The 19,601-nt window shown below is 65.9% G+C and carries 8 protein-coding genes; 5 read left to right on the forward strand and 3 right to left on the reverse strand.

Annotated features, from left to right (window positions below; all coding sequences use genetic code 11):
- Positions 1–3: 3 nt before the first annotated feature.
- Genes QRN30_RS16255 through QRN30_RS16270 form a run of 4 tightly spaced genes read left to right on the forward strand, consistent with a single transcriptional unit; the run spans position 4 to position 14,521 of the window.
- Positions 4–4,692, forward strand: a complete 4,689-nt coding sequence (locus QRN30_RS16255; protein ID WP_284761433.1) for an Eco57I restriction-modification methylase domain-containing protein — start codon at positions 4–6, stop codon at positions 4,690–4,692.
- Positions 4,689–11,087, forward strand: a complete 6,399-nt coding sequence (locus QRN30_RS16260) for a DEAD/DEAH box helicase (protein WP_284761435.1) — start codon at positions 4,689–4,691, stop codon at positions 11,085–11,087. Before QRN30_RS16255 ends, QRN30_RS16260 begins: the two co-directional genes overlap by 4 nt.
- A gap of 1 nt (position 11,088) precedes the next feature.
- Complete coding sequence (locus tag QRN30_RS16265) at positions 11,089–13,326, forward strand: 3'-5' exonuclease (RefSeq protein ID WP_284761436.1); 2,238 nt, start codon at positions 11,089–11,091, stop codon at positions 13,324–13,326.
- A gap of 10 nt (positions 13,327–13,336) precedes the next feature.
- The gene (locus QRN30_RS16270; protein ID WP_284761437.1) at positions 13,337–14,521 is read left to right on the forward strand and encodes a PDDEXK-like family protein; all 1,185 of its coding nucleotides are present in this window, start codon (positions 13,337–13,339) and stop codon (positions 14,519–14,521) included.
- On the opposite strand, the gene QRN30_RS16275 is transcribed toward QRN30_RS16270, so the two are convergent.
- Positions 14,522–15,658, reverse strand: coding sequence for an McrC family protein (locus QRN30_RS16275; RefSeq protein ID WP_284761439.1), 1,137 nt, complete (start codon positions 15,656–15,658; stop codon positions 14,522–14,524). It lies immediately after the preceding gene.
- A gap of 25 nt (positions 15,659–15,683) precedes the next feature.
- Positions 15,684–17,804: an AAA family ATPase gene (locus QRN30_RS16280; protein WP_284761441.1), complete on the reverse strand. Its 2,121-nt coding sequence runs from the start codon at positions 17,802–17,804 to the stop codon at positions 15,684–15,686.
- Positions 17,805–17,942: 138 nt separating this feature from the next.
- Here QRN30_RS16280 and QRN30_RS16285 point away from each other — a divergent pair, with 138 nt between their 5' ends.
- A complete protein-coding gene (locus QRN30_RS16285; protein ID WP_042541160.1) occupies positions 17,943–19,208 on the forward strand; it encodes a hypothetical protein in 1,266 nt (421 codons plus the stop codon).
- Between the two features lie 105 nt (positions 19,209–19,313).
- On the opposite strand, the gene QRN30_RS16290 is transcribed toward QRN30_RS16285, so the two are convergent.
- On the reverse strand, positions 19,314–19,577 hold the full coding sequence (locus QRN30_RS16290) for an HTH domain-containing protein (RefSeq protein WP_350225057.1): 264 nt from the start codon (positions 19,575–19,577) through the stop codon (positions 19,314–19,316).
- Between the last annotated feature and the right edge of the window lie 24 nt (positions 19,578–19,601).

The raw sequence follows: 19,601 nt of genomic DNA on the forward strand, positions 1-19,601 counted from the left end.
CGCGTGGGAAACCTGACCTCGGAAGCGATCGTCGTCGGCGAAGACTGGATCAGCGAGCACTACCTCACCACCGACGCGAAGTCGCAGTCCTTCCAGAGCCGGGTGCTCGAGCGTCGGGCAGCCTGGGACGCCGACGACGCAGAGGGACGCACGTCGACGCGCTCTCGCTTCACCGCGAAACGTGCCGAGCTGATGGACCTCCTCGCCACCGTGAATCCGGAGGGCGTCGATGATGCGGCTGACGGCCAGGAGGCTCTCCACGCCCTGTCGACGCACCTGCGGTCCGTCCTCGGGTACGCCCAGGGCGTCTTCCACATCGACGAAGCAGGTCCGGTCCGGCACGTGGCCATCCACGGACTCGAAGACGCAGCGCCGCTGGCCCTCATCGATGCCAAGCCAGTCGCGCAACTGGAGGACCTGCTCGGCAAGGACGACAACACGCTGCTGTCTGCATGGACGCCGGACAACGACGACCCGAAGCCGCTGACCTCGGTCGTGCGGGCGCTGTCGGTCGTCTTCGAGGGGACCGCGAAGTTCGCGCTCGTCTTCGCCGGCCGCTGGCTCCTGGTCGCCGAACGCGATCGTTGGTACGAGGGCAGGTACCTCGCCCTCGACGTGCAGCTCGCGTGCGAGCGGAACGACGCCAAGCGAGGCGGCGAGATCGATCGCGTCCTGACATGTGTGGATGCTTCGTCACTCGCGCCCGATGGTGACGGCGACGTCTGGTGGACCTCGACGCTTGAAGACGCGGTCAAGCACACCGTCGGTGTTTCCGAGGACCTGCGTGAGGGTGTCCGCGAGTCGATCGAGATCATCGCAAATGACGTCGTGCAGCGACGTCTGCAGCGCGGGCTCGAACCCCTGCCGAAGGATCAGGCACAGCCGCTGGCCAAGCAATCACTCCGGTTCCTCTACCGGATCCTGTTCCTGCTCTACGCCGAGGCATCCCCCCAGCTCGGCGTCCTGCCGGTCAACGCGCCAGAGTACGAGAACGGCTACAGCCTCGACCGGCTTCGTGAACTCGCGCTCGTCGTGATCCAGAGTCCACAGGGCGAGAGCGAGACACACCTCTACCAGTCGCTCGACGTGTTGTTCCGTCTCGTGGATCGCGGCCATGCGCCCAAGGCGACGGATGACGACGGAGCCGAGCCGGGCCTCCAGTTCGAGAGCCTGCGCGCGGACCTCTTCAAGCCGGAGGCGATCGCTCTCATCGGCGAGGTCGGTCTCAGTGATCGGAACCTGCAGCAGGTGCTGCGCCGGCTGCTCCTGAGCAAGGAGGCGAAGGGCCGGGACCGCGGCTACATCAGCTACGCCGATCTCGGGATCAACCAGCTCGGTGCCGTCTACGAAGGCCTGATGTCCTACACGGGCTTCTTCGCCGAGGAAGACCTGTTCGAGGTCGCGCCGAACGGAGATCCGTCGAAGGGCTCGTGGGTCGTCCCCGTCGGACGAGAGAGCGGCATCGAGTCGCATCACTTCGTGACACGCGAAGACCCGATGACGGGCCAGCCGAAGCGGGTGCGTCACCCAGCGGGCTCCTTCGTCTACCGGCTCGCCGGTCGTGAGCGCCAACAATCGGCGTCGTACTACACGCCCGAGGTCCTGACACAGTTCACGGTGTCGCAGGCGCTCGAGGAGCTGCTCGACCAGGACGGTCAACGGACAAGCGCGGAGGAGATCCTCTCCCTGACGGTCTGCGAGCCGGCTCTCGGCTCGGGCGCATTTGCGATCGAGGCTGTCCGCCAGCTCGCGGAGCAGTACCTGAAGCGCCGCGAGGAGGAGCTCGGCGAGCGCGTCGACCCGGACGACCGGCCGCGCCAGCTGCAGAAGATCAAGGCGGCGATTGCGCTCCACCAGGTGTACGGCGTCGACCTCAACGCGACCGCCGTCGAGTTCGCCGAGATCACGCTCTGGCTCGACACCATGTCGGAGGGCCTCGAAGCTCCGTGGTTTGGACTGCACCTCCGCCGCGGCAACTCACTGATCGGTGCCCGACGCGCCATCTTCGACCGGTCGTCGATCACGAGCAAGGCGTGGCTCAAGCAGGTGCCGCGGAACGTCCCGCTCCTGAGCGAGACGGAGCTCGGTGAAGCTGAGCTCCGTGCGTCGACCGCCGGCACCGTGCACCACTTCCTTCTGCCTGCTGAGGGCTGGGGTAGCGCAGTCGACGCGAAGGAGGCGAAGGAACTCGCACCGGAAGCGCTCACGGCGCTGAAGGCGTGGCGACGCGGCATCCTGGCGAAGCCGACGACGAAGCAGATCGACCAACTCATCGCGCTCGCGTACCGCGTCGAGACGCTGTGGGACCTCGCGCGACGTCGACTGACCATCGCCGAGCAGGAGATCCGGCGCGACATCCCGCTCTGGGGCCGCGAACGGCCGGACTCGGAGCGGAAGCCCGTCGTCTCGCGCGAGGAGATCGAGCGGACTCTAAACGCCGCGGACGGCGCGTATCAGCGACTCCGTCGAGTGATGGACGCATGGTGCGCGATGTGGTTCTGGCCACTCACCAACACGCTTACCAACGGTGCTACGCCACCGAGCTTGGACGAATGGATCACAACCCTTCGCGAGATCCTCGGGGAACAAACCGTTGCCAAGCCGAAGGCAGTAGCCCAGGGTCAGGTCACGCTCGGCTCGTCGCAGTCCGGCTGGGAAGCGCTCAACGATGAGGAACGCGACGATCTCGACTTCTCCAGCGCACGCCACGTCGATGATGTCCTTCGAGACCACCCATGGCTCGCGGTGACGCAACGCGTCACGAATCAGCAGGGCTTCTTCCACTGGGAGCTCGACTTCGCGACGGTATTCGAGCGCGGTGGCTTCGATCTGCAGGTAGGGAACCCCCCATGGGTTCGCCCCCGCTCCGACGTCAACGCGCTCCTCGCAGAGGGCGACCCCTGGTGGCAGATCGCTGTCAAACCGACTCAGTCGGTCGTCGCCTCGAGGCGTGCACAGACGCTCGAGGTCACTGGGATTCGGGACCTACTGGTAGACGGAACCGTCGAAGTCGCAGTCTTGTCCAGCTTTGTCGGTTCGCCCATCAACTTCCCGGTACTTTCGGGGCTCCAGCCGGACCTCTACCGCTGCTTCATGGCGCAGACATGGCGTAATGGCAGCGCGTCGGGAACAATCGGGCTCATCCACCCCGAGACGCACTTCACAGACGAAAAGGCCGGCCCTCTGCGGGCCGCTACGTACGCCCGACTTCGGCGCCATTGGCAGTTCGTGAATGAACTTCGCCTTTTCGACATCCACAATCTCGTCACCTACGGCACCCACGTGTACTCGAGTTTCGGCAAGGTCGACTTCACACAAGCGACGAACCTTTACCACCCTCAGACCGTGATCGGATCGCTCCGCCACAATGGCGAAGGCGAAGAACCGGGCTTGAAGGACCGTGACGGCAAGTGGGACCTCCGACCGCATCGCTCCCGTCTCGTCCGCGTAAATCTTGATGAACTCGCGACATGGCATGCAGCTTTGGAGAACGACTCCACTCCGATTATCCAGTCGCGCATGATTTACACCGTCAATCGCTCCATCGCGGCCGTTCTCGGCAAAGTCGCCCGTTCGCCGCGGACAGCAAGTGATGAACATCTCCTCTTCTCCCCGGGCCTCACCGAAACACAAGCCCGCGAAGACAAGGTCATCGCCTTCGACTGGGGCGAGGCACGCACACCGCGCGATGTTGTCCTTCAGGGACCGAATATCTTCACATTGAATCCGTTCTATAAAGCACCCAATGAATCAATGCGGAACAATAAGGATTGGGTACAGCTAGATCTGGAGCAACTCGCAAGGGACGCTCGACCAGTTACCTCATACACCCCAGAAGCCGGATTCGACGCTTACAGAAACAGTTACACGAAGTGGGGGCAAGGAAGGCCGATCGACTACCCTCGAGTGAGCTGGCGCGCCATGGCAGCAAATACGGGGGAACGCACGTTGATACCGACCGTTCTTCCTCGCGGCTACGGGCACGTGAATGTTATATTCAGCGCCGGAAGCCCCGCCGCGAAAGTAGAAGACCTGTTGCGGATTGCGGCCGGTATGAGCTCAATGATCGCCGACCTAAGCGTGCGAGCCGCACCGAAGAGCAACATTTACATGTCAGTCACGAACAGGCTCCCGGTTCCAGCGCAATCTTTTCGAGGGAACCCCGGCCTACGCTTGAGGGCAGCGCGGCTTGCTGCCCTCACCGAGGACTTCGCCGAATTCTGGGTTCCGAGCGCCTTCGCTTCCGGCACGAGGCTCGGAGAGTGGGCAGGAGGAATTCCTTACGAGGGACGCCCGCCACTCAGCATCGAATCAGCCTCCTGGGATGCCGACGTGCCGCTTCGCCGAGCGTCCGACCGGCGTCAAGCTCTCGTTGAGATCGACGCGCTTGTCGCGCTGGCGCTTGGCCTGAGTGCCGACGAACTGTGCACGGTCTATCGAACCCAGTTCCCCGTGCTGTACGGCTACGACCGCAACGTGTACTTCTACGACGCGAACGGACGGCTGGTGCCGAACGAGGTGCTCAGGGTGTGGCGTCAGAAGCAGGACGCGATCAGCGAGGAAGAACGAACCGCGACGAACGCGTCGGGAAACACGTACACGTACGAGCTGCCATTCCGGACGCTTGACCGCGAGGCCGACATGCGCCAGGCGTACGCCCACTTCGAACAGCTTTTGAAGGACGAGGCATGAGCGAGCTGCTCCCCTCCGTACAAGCCGGCGAGATCACGAAGGGACTTGTCGACTTCCTGACGACAACGTTCGCGCTCTCGGAGCCTGAAGCACAGACGACGCTGGAGCAGTTCCTCCAGGACCCGGAGGACGGGATCTTCCGTGGGCCCTACGTCCGGCTCCGGCTGCCGTTCCGCTCAGCAGATCCCGGCTGGGAAACGGCGCTCGAGTGGACTCCCGCGTTCCCGCCCTACGGGCACCAGGCAGAAGCAATCGCCCGGCTCTCCAGCTTGCGGACGCCCGAGCACGACGGCCCGCAGCCGACGCTGGTCACGACCGGGACCGGTTCGGGCAAGACCGAGGCGTTCCTTTACCCGATCCTCGATCACGTCTTGCGTGCTAAGCGACAGGGCGTCGAGGGGATCAAGGCGCTCATCCTCTACCCGATGAATGCGCTGGCGAACGACCAGGCACGGCGTATCACCGACCTGATCATGACCGACCCCGCACTCGGCGGAATCCGCGCGGCGCTCTACGTCGGTGAGGAGGGCCCGCAACGATCGACCGTGACGAAGGACGGGCTCATCAGCTCGCGCCCCGCGATGCGGGAACAAGCGCCGGACATCCTGCTCACCAACTACAAGATGCTGGACCAGCTGCTGCTGCGTCCGTCGGACGCGACTCTGTGGGACCAGAGTGCCACGAGCCTCCAGTACCTGGTCCTTGACGAGTTCCACACGTACGACGGTGCGCAGGGGACGGACGTGGCCATGCTGCTGCGACGGCTCGGCCTCGCACTCAAGGGGCGGTGGGGCGATGACGACTTCGATGAGGCGGCGCGGCAGCGGCCCCTCGGAGTAATCACGCCAGTCGCGACGTCCGCGACGCTCGGTGACGGCAGCGACCCGAGCGCGATGGTCGCGTTCGCGAACACGGTGTTCGGCGGAGGGTTCGATGCGTCGAGCGTCGTCACCGAGACGCGGCTGTCCGTTGACGAGTGGGCTCGGGAGTCCATCGAGTCAATCAAGAAGCTGCACCTGGCGCCGGTTCCGGTGATAGACGCACGCGCCGCGCACCTCCAGGAGCGACTCGGTGGGCAACGCCGCAGCCCGGAGGAGATCACGGCCGCGGTGCTCGAGTTGTTCTACGTCGCGATGGAGGCTGAGGAAGGTCAGGAACGTTACGAAGCCGCGCTTGCCTCGGCGACCGACGATGCAGACCGGCTCGAGCTCGAGTTCGCGCTCATGCTGGCTCATCCCTTCGTCCGCACGCTCGTGACCGCGGGTGAGCAGGCAACATCTCTTGCAGAACTCGCGCGGACGCTGTTTCCCGACGAGCTCGTTGCCGGCGAGCGGCCCACAGACCGTGACGACGCTCGCCGAACCACGATCGTGATGGTGCTCGCCGCGCTCAGCCACCTCCGTAAGGAGTTCGGACGCCGGTCCGTGTCGGTCGATCTCCATCTCTGGGTCCGCGCGCTCACGCGCGTTGACCGGGCGGCTCAGGCGCTGCCGGAGTTCCGCTGGGCCGACGATGGGGAGCTGCGCACCGATGTGGGGGCCGGAGACACGGCCGTCGAGGTCGCCCCCGCCTTCCCCGCGCTCTACTGCCGGCACTGCGGTCGCAGCGGCTGGGGCGTAGAGCTTGCGCCGACTGGTTGGGACCTGGCGCAGACCGACGCGAACATCCGTCGGAACCACGCCAACAAGCAGTCGAAGAGTCGGTTCCGGGCACTCATCCACGCTCCCCGCGAAGGGGAACTGGCCCTCGCTGGGGCGAGTGACGACGACGGCCTGACCACCGGCCCGTGGTGGTTCCGCGTCGCCGACCGGCAGATCACCAGCGAGCACCCGAGCGCGGACGACGAGGGCGTCGCCGTGCCGGTCCTCACCCTGACGGGCAACGACGCGGACGAAGAGGCACGCGACGACGTCTGCCCGAACTGCGGCAAGACGAACGGCATCCGATTCCTCGGTTCGGCGATCGCCACGCAGTTGTCGACCGTCGTCACGACCCTCTTCGGCGATCGGCACCTCGACGACGGTGAGAAGAAGGCGCTGGTCTTCACCGACAGCGTGCAGGACGCCGCTCACAGAGCCGGCTTCATCCAGAGTCGGGCGCGCGTCTTCAACTTGCGCAATGCCGTGCGACAGGCCGTCGCAGAGGAGACAACGCTCGACGACATCCCGGCGGCGATGATGGCATCTGCCCAGACGCCGAGCGAGCGGTACCGGCTCCTCCCGCCAGACCTCGCTGAGCGCGAGGGCTTCCGGGCGTTCTGGGACACTGACAAGCCAGCGTCGACAGTCGTCAGGAAGCGCGTCCAGCGACGGCTCGCGTTCGACCTCGCGCTCGAATTCGGCCTCGAGTCGCGGGTCGGGCGGACTCTCGAGGAGACCGGCAGCCTGGCGGCCCTCGTCGAAGCTGGGCCGGAAACCCGACTGGAGGCGGTTGGTCGCGTTGCGATCAAGGGGCTCGAGGTGGACTGGTCACTCGACGATGCCGGTGACGGCCTGATCGACGCTGCTTCCGTGGTTCGATGGGTGCGCGGCACATTGGAACGGTTGCGTGAACGTGGCGCCATCGACCATCCGTGGCTGAACAAGTACGTCGAGAACGACGGCAACCGCCATTGGGTCTGGGGCGGCCGTCCGCGCCAAGAGGGGATGCCCGCGTTCCCTCGCGGACGCGAAGCGCCCGCTTTTGCACGGGTGGGCAAGAAGACAAGCGGTATACGCGAATCAGCGCTCGACACAGTCACCTCCTCGCAGAGCTGGTATGCACGGTGGGCTGCTCGGTGCCTCGGCGTCGTCCCGTCCGCGGGTGAGAAGCTCGCTCGACGGCTCTTCGAGACGCTCGACCGCGAGGGGATCGTGACATCAAGACCGATCGCAGGCGGTGACACCCGCGCCTACGGCCTGGCGCCGAGCAGCATCATCATCGGACCGGCCTCAGGAACCGGCGTCGGCCAGACGCTCGTTTGCGACACGTGCGAGACCGAGACGCCGTCCGCTCGCATCACCGCCGACCAGCTCGCAGGTGGTCCGTGCACCACGGCGCGGTGCCCGGGAACGCTCCTGCGCAAGGACGCGAAGCCGGAGAACTTCTACCGGGACCAGTACGACAACGGCCAGATGCGCCGGGTCGTCGCTCGCGAGCACACGAGTCTGCTCGCGGACAAGCTCCGGCTCGACTACGAGACCCAGTTCAAGAACAGCGATGCGAAGCCGGACGCCCCGAACGTGCTCGTCGCGACACCGACCCTCGAGATGGGCATCGACATCGGTGACCTCTCGACCGTGTTCCTCGCTGGGCTTCCTCGCACCGTGTCGTCGTACCTCCAGCGGGTCGGTCGCGCCGGCCGGCTGACGGGAAACGCTCTCATCCTCGCGTTCGTCCTCGGACGCGGTGACCAGCTCCCGAAGATCGGGGATCCGTCGTCGGTCATCAACGGAGCCGTCCGGCCTCCGGCGACCTACCTGAACGCGGTCGAGATCCTGCAGCGTCAGTACACCGCGTTCGTCATCGACCAGCTCGCCGCGGACGGAGCGTTGCCAGAGACCCAGTACGCGCCGAAGGTCTTGAACGACTCCGACCCGGGCTCGTTCCTCGACCTGGTCATCACGAGTGCCGAGCAGCACGCGGACCAGCACCTGGCACACTTCACCGGCGCCTTCGACTCGCTGAACGAGGAAGTGGTCAGTGGGCTGTCCGACTGGGCCCGGCCCGTCGGGTCAGAGGCTCGGTCGAGCCAACTCGCTCGGACGTTGCTCGACGCGAGCCTGCACTGGAACCAGGAGCTCGAGCGGCTCCGGATCCGGACGAAGGCGATCGAGGAGTCGTTACCGGAGCTCAAGCGCATGGCGGAGCTGACGAAGGAGAGCGAGGACGTGTCGGCCCACAGCGCGGCTCGGGCCTCGCTGCGCTTGGCAAAGAAGCAGGCTGGGGAGCGACGGACGGAGTTCTGGGTCGCCGCCCTCGAACGGTACGGAGTGCTCCCGAACTACACGCTGCTCGACGACCGGGTGCAGCTCGACGTCGGACTCACCTGGGTCGACCCGGAGTCCGGTGAGTTCGCAGAAGAGCAGCGGAGCTACGAGCGAGGACGCAGCCGGGCGATCAGCGAATTCGCCCCCGGCGCACACTTCTACGCGCAGGGGCTCGACGTGACCATCGATGCCGTCGACCTCGGGACCGACGGCGAACGCGTCCGGACCATGGCCTTCTGCCCAGACTGCGGTTTCGCCCGAGACCTGGACGAAGGTGCGGTCGCGACGTGTCCGCGGTGTTCGAGCACCGCGATCGCGGACGTCGACCAGCGACTGCGCGTCGTCGAGATCGAGCACGTCTCGGCGGAGGTCCGTCGCGACGAGTCGAGCATCAGCGACTCCAGCGAGGACCGCGAGCGGGTTCGCTTCACGGTCCAGCTCGCTGCCGACCTCGACGAGGCAAGCATCTCGGCGCAGTGGTACGTGGACGAAGTCGGGTTCGGCTGCAAGTTCGCGCGTGCGATGACCTTGCGCTGGGTGAATCTTGGTCGGGCAGGCCTCGGGGCGACGCGGTTCATCGCCGGTGCAGAGCACGCTTCACCACTGTTCCGCCTGTGCAAGGGCTGCGGGAAGCTCGACCGCGAAGGCGACACGAACAACACGTGGGAACACCGCGTCTGGTGCCGCTACCGGAAGGACCGGTCCGAGCACACCGACACGATCGCGCTCACGCGGACGCTCACGACGCAGGCGATCGTGCTGCGCGTCCCCCCGTCGATGACTGTCGGTGACGCGTTGTCCATGCCGAGCCTGTCCGCCGCGATCCAGCTCGGTCTGCGCGAGGTGATCGGTGGTGCCCCCGACCACCTCCAGATCGGCACCATGGCCGAACCCGTTCCGGGCGAGGACGTCAACAACCTCGCGCTGCTGATCCACGACACCGTCCCCGGTGGGACCGGCTACCTCGCCGACCTCGCGGACCCATCGCGCATCCGCGAGGTCTTCGAGCGGGCCCTCGCCGCACTCGAGCGCTGTGACTGCGCCACTGACCCCGTCCGAGCAGCGTGCGACAAGTGCCTGCTGCCCTTCGCTCCTGGTGGTGACGTGGGCAGCGTGTCGCGTACGAGTGCGCTGCACAATCTCCAGGTGCTCCTGCAGTTCCGTGACGGCGCCGCGTCGGACTGGTCGACAACTGAGATCGATCCTGGCGTCCAAGACCCGGAGTCACACCTCGAGCAGTGGTTCAGAAAGGTCTTCAAAGAGCGCGTGACCGCCCTCGGCGCGAGCCTCAAGGAGATCCCGGGTGAGTGGGGTTCGACGATCCAAGTCACGCTTCCGGGACAGCACCGGACGTGGTCGTTGCGACCGCAGCAGCTCGTTGGAGGCACTCGACCGGACTTCGTGCTCGAGGCATCGGGAGCTCATGTTCCGCCGGTCGCGATCTACACGGACGGGTTTGCCTACCACGCATCACCGGCGAATCTTCGACTCGCGGACGACGCGATGAAGCGCCAGGGTCTGCGCGATCTCGGCTACCGCGTCGTTGCGCTGACATGGGACGACCTGCGCCGCCTGCGGGACGGCGAAGCGGAGCCCGATCTGAACGTCTTCGACCCCAGCTCCTCGTTGAAGTTCGCCGGGCCGTTCCAGCTCACCCCGGCAGACGTGAAGATGCTCGAGGAGAACCCCGTCACGATGTTGATGGGTTGGATCCAGAACCCTGAAGAAGCCGCTGCGCGAACGGAGCGTCTTGCAGATGCGCTCCCGATCCTCGCGATACCGCGCGGCCGGATGGTCACCGAATCCGGCTCGATCGTGGAGCAGGCGATCGTGCTTGCGCTCGACAGCGCCGGCTCACTCACGGCCGGTCCGACGTCATGGACGCTCCGCTCTGCGCATCTCGCGATGCTCGCGCGGCGTCCCGTCGGCGTGAAGGGCACGACGCCTCCCGAAACAGCGCTCGTGCTCGACGACGGCCCTGAAGCACTGACCGCGCCCGGCTTCCGGGAAGCTTGGCAGCGGTGGCTCCGACTGTCGAACCTGCTCGGTGCCCGCCTGGCGGAACCAGTGACCATCACGACGGCCAGCGCCGCTGCTGTCGTTCCGGTGGCCCATGCAACTCCGGCTCCTGAGGAGACGCGTGATGATCTCTCGTCGGAGTGGAAGGAGTTGATCGCGCTGGCTGAGCCAGAAGAGGCATCGATCCTCGGACGGCTCGCCGAGCTCGGCGTTGCCGTTCCCGTTCTCGGTCACGAGACGACTAGTGGGCTCCCGGTCCCAGTGGCCTGGCCGGGGGAACTCATCGCACTCGACGCAGGGTTGACCGACGCAGACCGAGACGAACTGCTCGGCGATGGTTGGTCGCTCGTGTCGACGTCGGACGCGCCCTCGCTCCTCCGACTATCCCGCAACCGGAAGGACTCCTGACATGCCCTTGCTCGTCATGGCGAACATGCAGCAGAAGCTCGAGAAGGTCGTCCAATTGAAGCTGTTCGCCTTCATGGCGAAACTGCAGACCGACGACACCCTGCCCGGGCTGCACATCGAGCCGATGGTGAATGCAGCGGACCAACGCGCTCGTACCGGTCGTGTCGATCAGGGTCTTAGGGCCGTGCTCTACAAGATCGAAGTACCGTCTGGACCGACCACATACGTGTGCGCAGGTGTCTACGAGCACGACGAAGCCATCAAGATCGCCAAGTCGCAGATCCTTCGGGTGAACCCGGTCAACGGCGTCACAGAACTGATCGCTGCGCCGGCGCCCGTGGTGCCGGCACCACAAGATGCGTGGACTGCGCAGAAGCAGCCGACGGCTTCGCCGCAGGCGTTCCTCGAACAGTTCGGGTACACGATCGACGACTTGACGAGCTCACTCGGCTTCGACGTCGAGACCGCGGAACGTCTCCTCGCGATCCAAGCCGAGGACGCACTCCTGGCGTTCGCCGAGTCGCTGCCCAACCAGTGGCAGCAGAACGCGGCACTCGGCCTCGCTGTCGGGGACTCGATCGAGGGGATCAAGACGTCACTTGGCCTCAGCGATCCGGAAGCAGACGAGGCTCGCCCGGCTACTGACGAGCATCTCGCCGGGGTAGTGTCCGGCGTCACCACGGATGAGGCCGAGGCCTCGAAGCTCTTCGTGTCGCTCACGCGCCCTGCGTCGCAGATGCAGTTCACGTTCGTTGAGGACGACGAAGAACTACGGCGGGTCATCGAAGGTGGTGATTTCGGAGCGTGGCGGGTCTTCCTGCACCCTGAACAACGCGCTTATTCGACGCGCGCGTACAAGGGGCCGTTCCGACTCACTGGCGGGGCGGGTACCGGCAAGACCGTTGTCCTCCTTCACCGGGCCCGTGAGCTCGCTCGGGACGACAAGGCACGGGTGGTGCTCACCACCTTCACCCGAACTCTGGCCGGGATGCTCGACCGTGACTTGCGACGGCTCGATCCGCAGCTCCCGCGCGCAGCGCAGCTCGGCGAGACCGGTGTCCTCACCGCGGGGATCGACCAGCTCGCGCACGCCGTCCGAGACGCTGCGGAGCCGGCCGGTTGGGAGCAGGCGTCCATCGAGGCCGTCGGTTGGGACGCCGAGCGTTCGGCTTCCCTGGTCTCGAACGCCACTGGGTGGGACGAAGCCCTGTTTGACGCCAAGCCCGACCTGCCCGGTGAGCTGCTGTCGCCCGCCTTCATGGAGAGCGAGTACCTCCAGATCATCCTGCCCAATGGAGTGACGTCACGAGCGGACTACTTCGCTGCCCGACGTCCCGGCCGTGGGGTGGCGCTCGACCGGACGAAGCGAGCGCAGGTGTGGTCCATCGTCGAGCAGTTCCGGCGCAACGCACGAGCCCATCGCCGGCTCTCGTGGGCGGAGCTCTCGTCCGTGGCGGCTGCGTACCTCAATGCGCACCCCGAGCAACGGCCTGCAGATCACGTCCTCGTCGATGAAGCCCAGGACCTGACCCCGAGCCACTGGGCGATGCTCCGCGCTCTGGTCGGGGAGCACGGCAACGACCTCTTCGTCGCAGAGGACTCGCACCAGCGGATCTACGGGCAGCGCGTCGTGTTGTCGCGTCTCGGGATCAAGATCGTGGGGAGGTCGCGGCGCCTCACCCTCAACTACCGGACGACGCAGCAGAACCTGCGGTACGCACTCGGTGTCCTCGAAGGCGGCGAGTTCACGGACAGTGAAGGCGATGTGCAGGACGAGCACGGGTACCGATCCGCGCGCCTCGGGCCCGAGGTGCAGGTCCGCGGACACCAGACGCCTGCGGCGCAGTACGACGCGCTCGCGGCACAGATCGAGGAATGGACAGCGCAGTCGGGCGACCCCGAGTCGATCGCCGTGCTCGTCCGGACGAAGACCGCGACCGAGACGGTGGTTCAGCAGCTCGCCACGCGCGATGTGCCCGCGACGGAGAAGTCCGCACGCGGCAAGGTACGCGTGATGACGATGCACAGCGCCAAGGGCCTCGAGTTTTCCCGGGTCGTGTTGTTCGACGTGTCGGAAGGCGTCGTTCCGAACAAGCTGGCTCTGCAACACGCCGCGCCCGACGAGCGGGCCGACGCCGAGCTCCGCGAGCGATCGCTGCTGTACGTCGCGGCCAGCCGCGCTCGCGACGAGCTGACCGTCAGCTGGCAAGGAGCACCTTCTTCGCTACTGGCGCGGTGACGAGTTCGCTGTGGCTCTGGACGAAGTTGCGCTGACGCGCTTGGTGATGGGGCTCGTGCCGACGATGTCGAGGAGCCTGGCCGAACAGTTCAACGTGTTCCGGGTGATGCACCACGGCACCCACGAGAAGCAGTTGTCGAACGTCTTCGCGTGGCTCCTGCGTGCGGATGCGACACATCACCTCGGAGACCTGTTCCAACGCATTCTGCTCTCCCGCATCAACACGGAGCGCTCCTCCGGTGACCAGCTACCGCTCTCCGGATTCCGCGTGCTGCAGGAGGTGGACACGACGATCGCTGCCGAGCCTGGCAAGGACATCGCCGACATCGTCCTGCTGCGTGATGACACGGCGGTCGTTATCGAGAACTTCGAAACCTCGGACGGCCACGGGCACGACTACGAGGGCTACCTCGCCTACGGCAGTGCAAACGGGCGACGGAGCGTCGTCGTGATGCTGTGCGCACGTCGGGAACACCAACGCTTGATGATGGGCTGGGAGGACGCCGCCGTCATCCCCTACTCGGAGGTTCTCGACGATCTCCGAGCCCATCTCAACGCGGATCGCCGGTGGCGGAGTGAAAACCCCCGGCAGGACGTCTTCATCAACGAGCTCGTCGATCAATTCGTGGAAGGACCGCAGGCGATGACGGTGCAGGATCAGTTGGAGTTCATCAAGACGATGTGTGAGACCGGCGAGTCCGCTCGCTACGGGCGGCGCAACCGGGAAGCAGTGGCAGCCGACTTCGCCGCGCAGGTCGCTCAGCACGCGCAGCGCCAGTTCGAGGAGAGCCGGCGAACCCTCGGCTTGGTGAAGCGAGCCCTGCGTCAGCACGCCGAACGCATAGTCCGTCATCAGGTGAATGAACTGCTCCGTGGTGATGCAATCCTGTCCGTCTCCGCGAACTACCAAGGACAATGGGAATGGTGTTCGACACTTGCCACACCGGAAGGTGAACCGACAATCTTCTTGCAGTTCGGGCCGACCGCCGCAACGCAGAACGAACGAGCTCCGGAGCCGTTAGGCGACCCCGACTACTCCAGGGTCTTCATCACGCGGGAGGCGGGGGCGGGAATCGATCGCATCGTGCAGACGGAGGTGACGCTCGAAGAGGTGCTCGCGGGGCTCGCGGATGACGACCAACGCCTTTCCCGAGCCGTCACAACGCTGATCCGGGATCGTCCGACCCAGTCCTGATCAGGAGAGTTGTACTTCTCGCCTGAAGAGCGACGACAGCTGACTGGTGATCTGGTTGACCGGCTGGTCGAGGTCGAGCGCATGCTGCCGCACCTCGGGCCCGTCGATGACGACGACCCGACGCGGTTCGGCCTCCCCCGCCGCGTAAACGAGCCACCCCTCTGCCAACCCGAACCTCCGGCAGTACGCCGCCATCTGGTACAGATCAGCATTCGGGTACTGCCCGTGCTTCTCCACCTTGTACTTCACGTCGATGCACGCCTGAACCTCCCCGTCGACGAGCCACACGAGGTCGGGCGCGATCTTCACCGTCCCCTCGACGTCGAGCGTCGACTGGTACTGCGACACGAGCACTCCCCCGTACGGTTTGAACGCCTCGCGGAGTGCAGCCGACACGAAGTCCTCGAACACCGACCACATGTCGACGAGGAAGCCCGACGCGATGACCGACCCGGCCCGTTGTTCGATCGACGACCCCGACAGCACGAGTGACGCTAGTGCCAGCGCCGATGAGTACCGCGCGTTCCGCCGGTCCATCCGAACGGACGGCGCCGGCGCCCCGACGGGGATCACCGAGACCTCGCCGAGCACCCGGACGATCCGCCGCAATGCTCCGAGCACGTCGGCAGGCACTCCGGGCAACCGCAACAACCGCGTCGCTGCGGCCAGCAGTACCTGGTTCTCGGCGATGTCCTCGACGTAGTCGTCGAACGACACCTCGACCGGCAGCGGCTGCCCACCCCGCCGCGTCAGCTGGTCCCCGATCCGCCACCGACCACGCACGAGCGGCAGCGCGTCCTCGCGCGTGACGTACCCGCGGAGCGGTCCTCCAGCCAACGCCCGCGAGGCTTGCCGCACGAACGCGTTCGCCAACGCCGGCACGAGGTCGTCGTCTTCCTCGAACCCGAAGTCGTCTTCGGTCCAGATCGCACTCCCGGCACGGGCGTACCCCAGCATCGCGAACAGCCGCCGCACCGGCGTCTTCGGATTCAGCCACACCGTGTGCCCGGCGATCCGCACGACGCCGACCTTCCGGACACCACTCACGCGGTACTCGTCAGCACCGAGCGTGGGCGCGACGGTCGCGATGTTCGCCGAGGCAAGACCGACCGCCACCGCGCGCGGCAGCCGGTGCACCACCGGCTGGTCCGCCTCCCGCAGCTCAATCGTCGACGGAAGCACCTTCGGCCCCGTCCGCCGACGCGGGCGTCGTCTGCCGACGCAACGTTGCCAGGCCGTACCGCGCCTCCAGGTCGACGCCTTCGCCGTAGTGGTGCTCCGCCAGGAGCGGCAGGATCTCGTACCGCCACACGTCCTGCAAACCCGTCACACCCAGGTCGCGCATCAGGAACGAGGGGCCGACCTTGGCGTCGTGGTCCTGGATCTGCGCGTTGAGTCGCGTCAGCAGGCCGGCGCGGTCGTCCTGGAGGCCCTTTGTCGCCGCCCAGAGCGAAAGCACGTTCTGCACGGGTTCACGTTCCGGGTGCAGCTCGACGAACGCGAATCGGCGCCGCATCGCGGCGTCCAGCATCGCGATCGAGCGGTCCGCAGTGTTCATCGTGCCGATGACGAATATGTTGCTCGGCAGGGTGAAGGGCTCGTCACTGTAGAGCAGGGAGATCTCGCTGTCGCGGTACTCGAGCAGGAAGTACAGCTCGCCGAAGACCTTCGCGATGTTGCCGCGGTTGATCTCGTCGATGACCAGGAAGTAGTTCGCCTCCGGGTTGGCAGCCGCGGCGTCGGCAAGACGGCGGAGCGGGCCCTTCCGGAGCGTGAAGGCAAGGTTGCCGCTGTCGTCGTTCGCTACCGGGCGGAAGCCCTCGAAGAAGTCCTCGTACGAGTACGTCGGATGGAACTGGACGATGGTCGTCTCGCCGTCGGTGCCATCGGTCACGTGATTGGAGAGCGCCTGGGCGAGGAACGTCTTTCCGGTGCCGGGCGGACCGTAGAGGATGACCTGCTTGCGACGTTCGACGAGGTCGAGGGTTTCCTGAAGCCAGGCCTGCGGCATGTGGAGGGCGGCTGCCAACTCACCGTTCGCCTGAGTGAAGGGGGCCCGAACGCCGTGCTCCAGATCAGGGTCGACCGGACCAGGACCTGGGTTCGGCAATGGCTCCGGTGGATTCGGCACTGTCTGGCGCCACCGGGGTGCCAACGGGTCCTTGTAGAACAGCGCTGGTCCATTCGCCTTCTGCTGCAGCGCGATGGAGATCTGCTGGAAGGCCTCGTCCGGGTCGTCCTCCATCTGCCCTTCGACCTCGCCTGCGAAGGCAGAGCGGATCGCCTCGCGGTCGTCACTCGAGACGACCTCCCCGAAGAATCCGGGATGCACGAGCAGGAGCAGCTCGTTCCGCTGGATCGGCAGGGAGGTTCCGGGCAGGGCCATCACAACATCTCGCCATGCCGTGGGGTCGTCGAGGGCTCGGTCGCGCTGCTCCTCATCAAGCCGGAGCCACGCGTCGATGCACTCGATGAGGATCGACGTCGCTGCGAACATGTGCCCGGAGATGCCCTGCCCCGGGTTGAAGGACCACGAGCGGAACGCTTGGTCGATTTCGGCCGGGATGGTGACGGGGTGCTCCATCCGGTCGAGCAGGAATGCCACGCGCTCCCGCTTCTTCCGCTCTCCGGGTTGTTCCAGCGGCAGGACCTGCCAGCACAGGAGTTCGGCCATGAGGAGCTTCGCCTCATCGCTCGCGCCGTCGAACTGGGTTGCGAGCTTCTCGAGGAAGACAGCGCCGTCAACCTCCGGCCGTCCGATGAACCGCTCGCGGAGTTCCGCGACGTTCTCCTCGCGCCAAACGCCACGGCCAGGAGCAAAGACCGAGTCGAGCTGGCGGAGGCCTCGGTCGACGAAGATCGCGCTGGTCGAGCGGATCGTCTCGGCTCGCCAGTCAGGCGGGACGATCTCCGTGGCGAGTCGGAGCTGGAGGTCCGCCTTGCGCCGCCGGTCGAAGTCACGCTGGCGCGTGTTGAGGACCGCGCCGAAGTCCTCGATCGGAACGTCGGACGCACTGTGCTGCCGACCGAGGTCGGTGACGCGCCATTCACCGCGACGTGGCTTCTCCATGAAGCCCGCGTTCACCATCGTTGACGATCCCCAGAAGAAGTCGGAGTCACCGACCGGCTTGCCCTTCGTGTTCGGCGCCAGCTCTTCGTCTTCGAGGGGGATGCGCTCCAGGACGGCGTTCCACACGTCCAGGCGTCGGGCTTCTCCGCCATTGCTGTCGAGGTAGCGGAGTGCTTCCTGAAGTCGCCGGAGTCGGTTCTCTGCTCGAGACACTGCTGTTCCCCTCATCGTCACGGCTGCGATGCCGCTCGCACGCCATTCTGCCGGTCGCACTCGACACGACGGCGTTTCGAGAGCATTCGTCACCCCTTATGATCAGCTCACCCGACCTGCGACGAACACGGAACACACATGACCGACGAGATCGACGTGGTGCGCGACGAAGACGGTGTGACGTTGTTCGGATCAGACACGGCCATCGAGCGCTTCCTCTCCGCGAACGACCTGCCCTCGCGCCAGTTCGATCTGCCCCGCCTGAGTCAGACACTCAGCGGTGCGTCCGGCGCAGCCAACGCTGCCGCACAGGTCGCGGCGGGGTCTGGCCGATGGGTCAAGCTGACGAAGGAGTCCGCGAAAGCGCTCGACAAGTTCTCCGCCATGAAGGGGTCGAGTGCAGGCGTGAGCCGCGCCATCGTCACCGAGAACGGGAAGATCAAGAACATCCTCGAGTTCACCAAGATGGGCTCGATGCTCACCAGTCCCGCGATGCTCACCGGTGTCGCCGGCATCATGGCGCAGCTGGCCATGCAGCAGGCGATGGATGAGATCACCGACTACCTCGCGAAGATCGACGCGAAGCTCGACGACGTGCTCCGGGCGCAGAAGGACGCCGCCGTCGCCGACCTCATCGGAGTCGAGCTGATCATCAACGATGCCTTGCGCGTCCGCGACCGTGTCGGTCACGTGAACGCGGTGACGTGGTCGAAGGTGAACGGGACGGAGTTCACCATCGCTCGCGCGCAGTCGTACGCGCTCCTGCAACTCGACGCCCTGGCGGAGAAGCTCGAACGCACTTCCAAGGTCGGAGAACTTGCCGACGTGACGGAGAGCGCCGAGCGAACCGTGCATGAGTGGTTGGCAGTCCTGGCGCAGTCCTTCAAGCTCCAGGAAGGCGTCGCGATCCTCGAGCTCGATCACGTGCAGCTGACCGCTCCGGAGGACCTCGATCACCACCGGGAGTCACTCCGCGACACCCGCCGGTCACGCCGCACCGCCATCACGCAGCGCACGGAGACGCTCCTGGGTCGGATCGACGCGGCAGCACGCGTAGGAGACGTCTCGGTGGTGATGCATCCTCTCGACTCCCGCACAGTCGTTCGTGCGACGAACGCTGTCGCCGGCCAGGTGATGGCGTTCCACGGCGGGATAGGCATCGAGGGTTCACGCGCAGAGCTGGAGTCGAAGCGATGGCGTGCCGCTTTCGGGGACGCGGCCGAGGATGCTCGGGACCGAATCGTAGAAGGTGGCGCCGACGGCGTCGAGGTGGCGCGCAAACTCGGAGGGAGCGCGCTGGAGCAGGCGGGCAACGCTGCAGAGGCTGTGTCCGCTCGTCTCGGGGGTTGGGCAAGCAAGCTCCGTCGTAAGCCCGATGACGGAGACACCGGCGACGCTCGCTGAAGTCGGACACAACGCCCTTGAGGCGCCGGCCGGCCATGGCCATTGCAGTGGCAGGCGCGCCCAGGCCGTCACCGATGGGGCTGGCGGTCACGGGCGATTTGCACGTCACCGCACAGCGATGTGGCTCGCGGTTCGATGGAAGAGCTGGTGGTAGTTCCGCGCTCGTGCACTCACCTGCCCGGCGGGCAGCGAGCGGCCGTCCTTCCGTCGGTACAGCTCTCGAGCATTGATGGAGTCCGCGATCTCACGGCTCGTCATCGGCGCGCCGTTCTCACGGAGTACTTCGATCATGGCTTCGTGCAGGGTCACATGGTCATCATGGCGCTTTGAACACCCATGGCCAACGAGAGACGCGGCACCACCCGGCACCGCGCCTCCCGTCCATCACAACGT

Source organism: Curtobacterium sp. MEB011, assembly GCF_030209655.1.
Taxonomy (GTDB): domain Bacteria; phylum Actinomycetota; class Actinomycetes; order Actinomycetales; family Microbacteriaceae; genus Curtobacterium; species Curtobacterium poinsettiae.

Bases quoted from the DNA above. Each gene is read 5' to 3' on its own strand.
- QRN30_RS16260 (WP_284761435.1), top strand. From the start codon at position 4,689: ATGAGCGAGCTGCTCCCCTCCGTACAAGCCGGCGAGATCACGAAGGGA.
- QRN30_RS16265 (WP_284761436.1), top strand. From the start codon at position 11,089: ATGCCCTTGCTCGTCATGGCGAACATGCAGCAGAAGCTCGAGAAGGTC.
- QRN30_RS16285 (WP_042541160.1), top strand. From the start codon at position 17,943: ATGACCGACGAGATCGACGTGGTGCGCGACGAAGACGGTGTGACGTTG.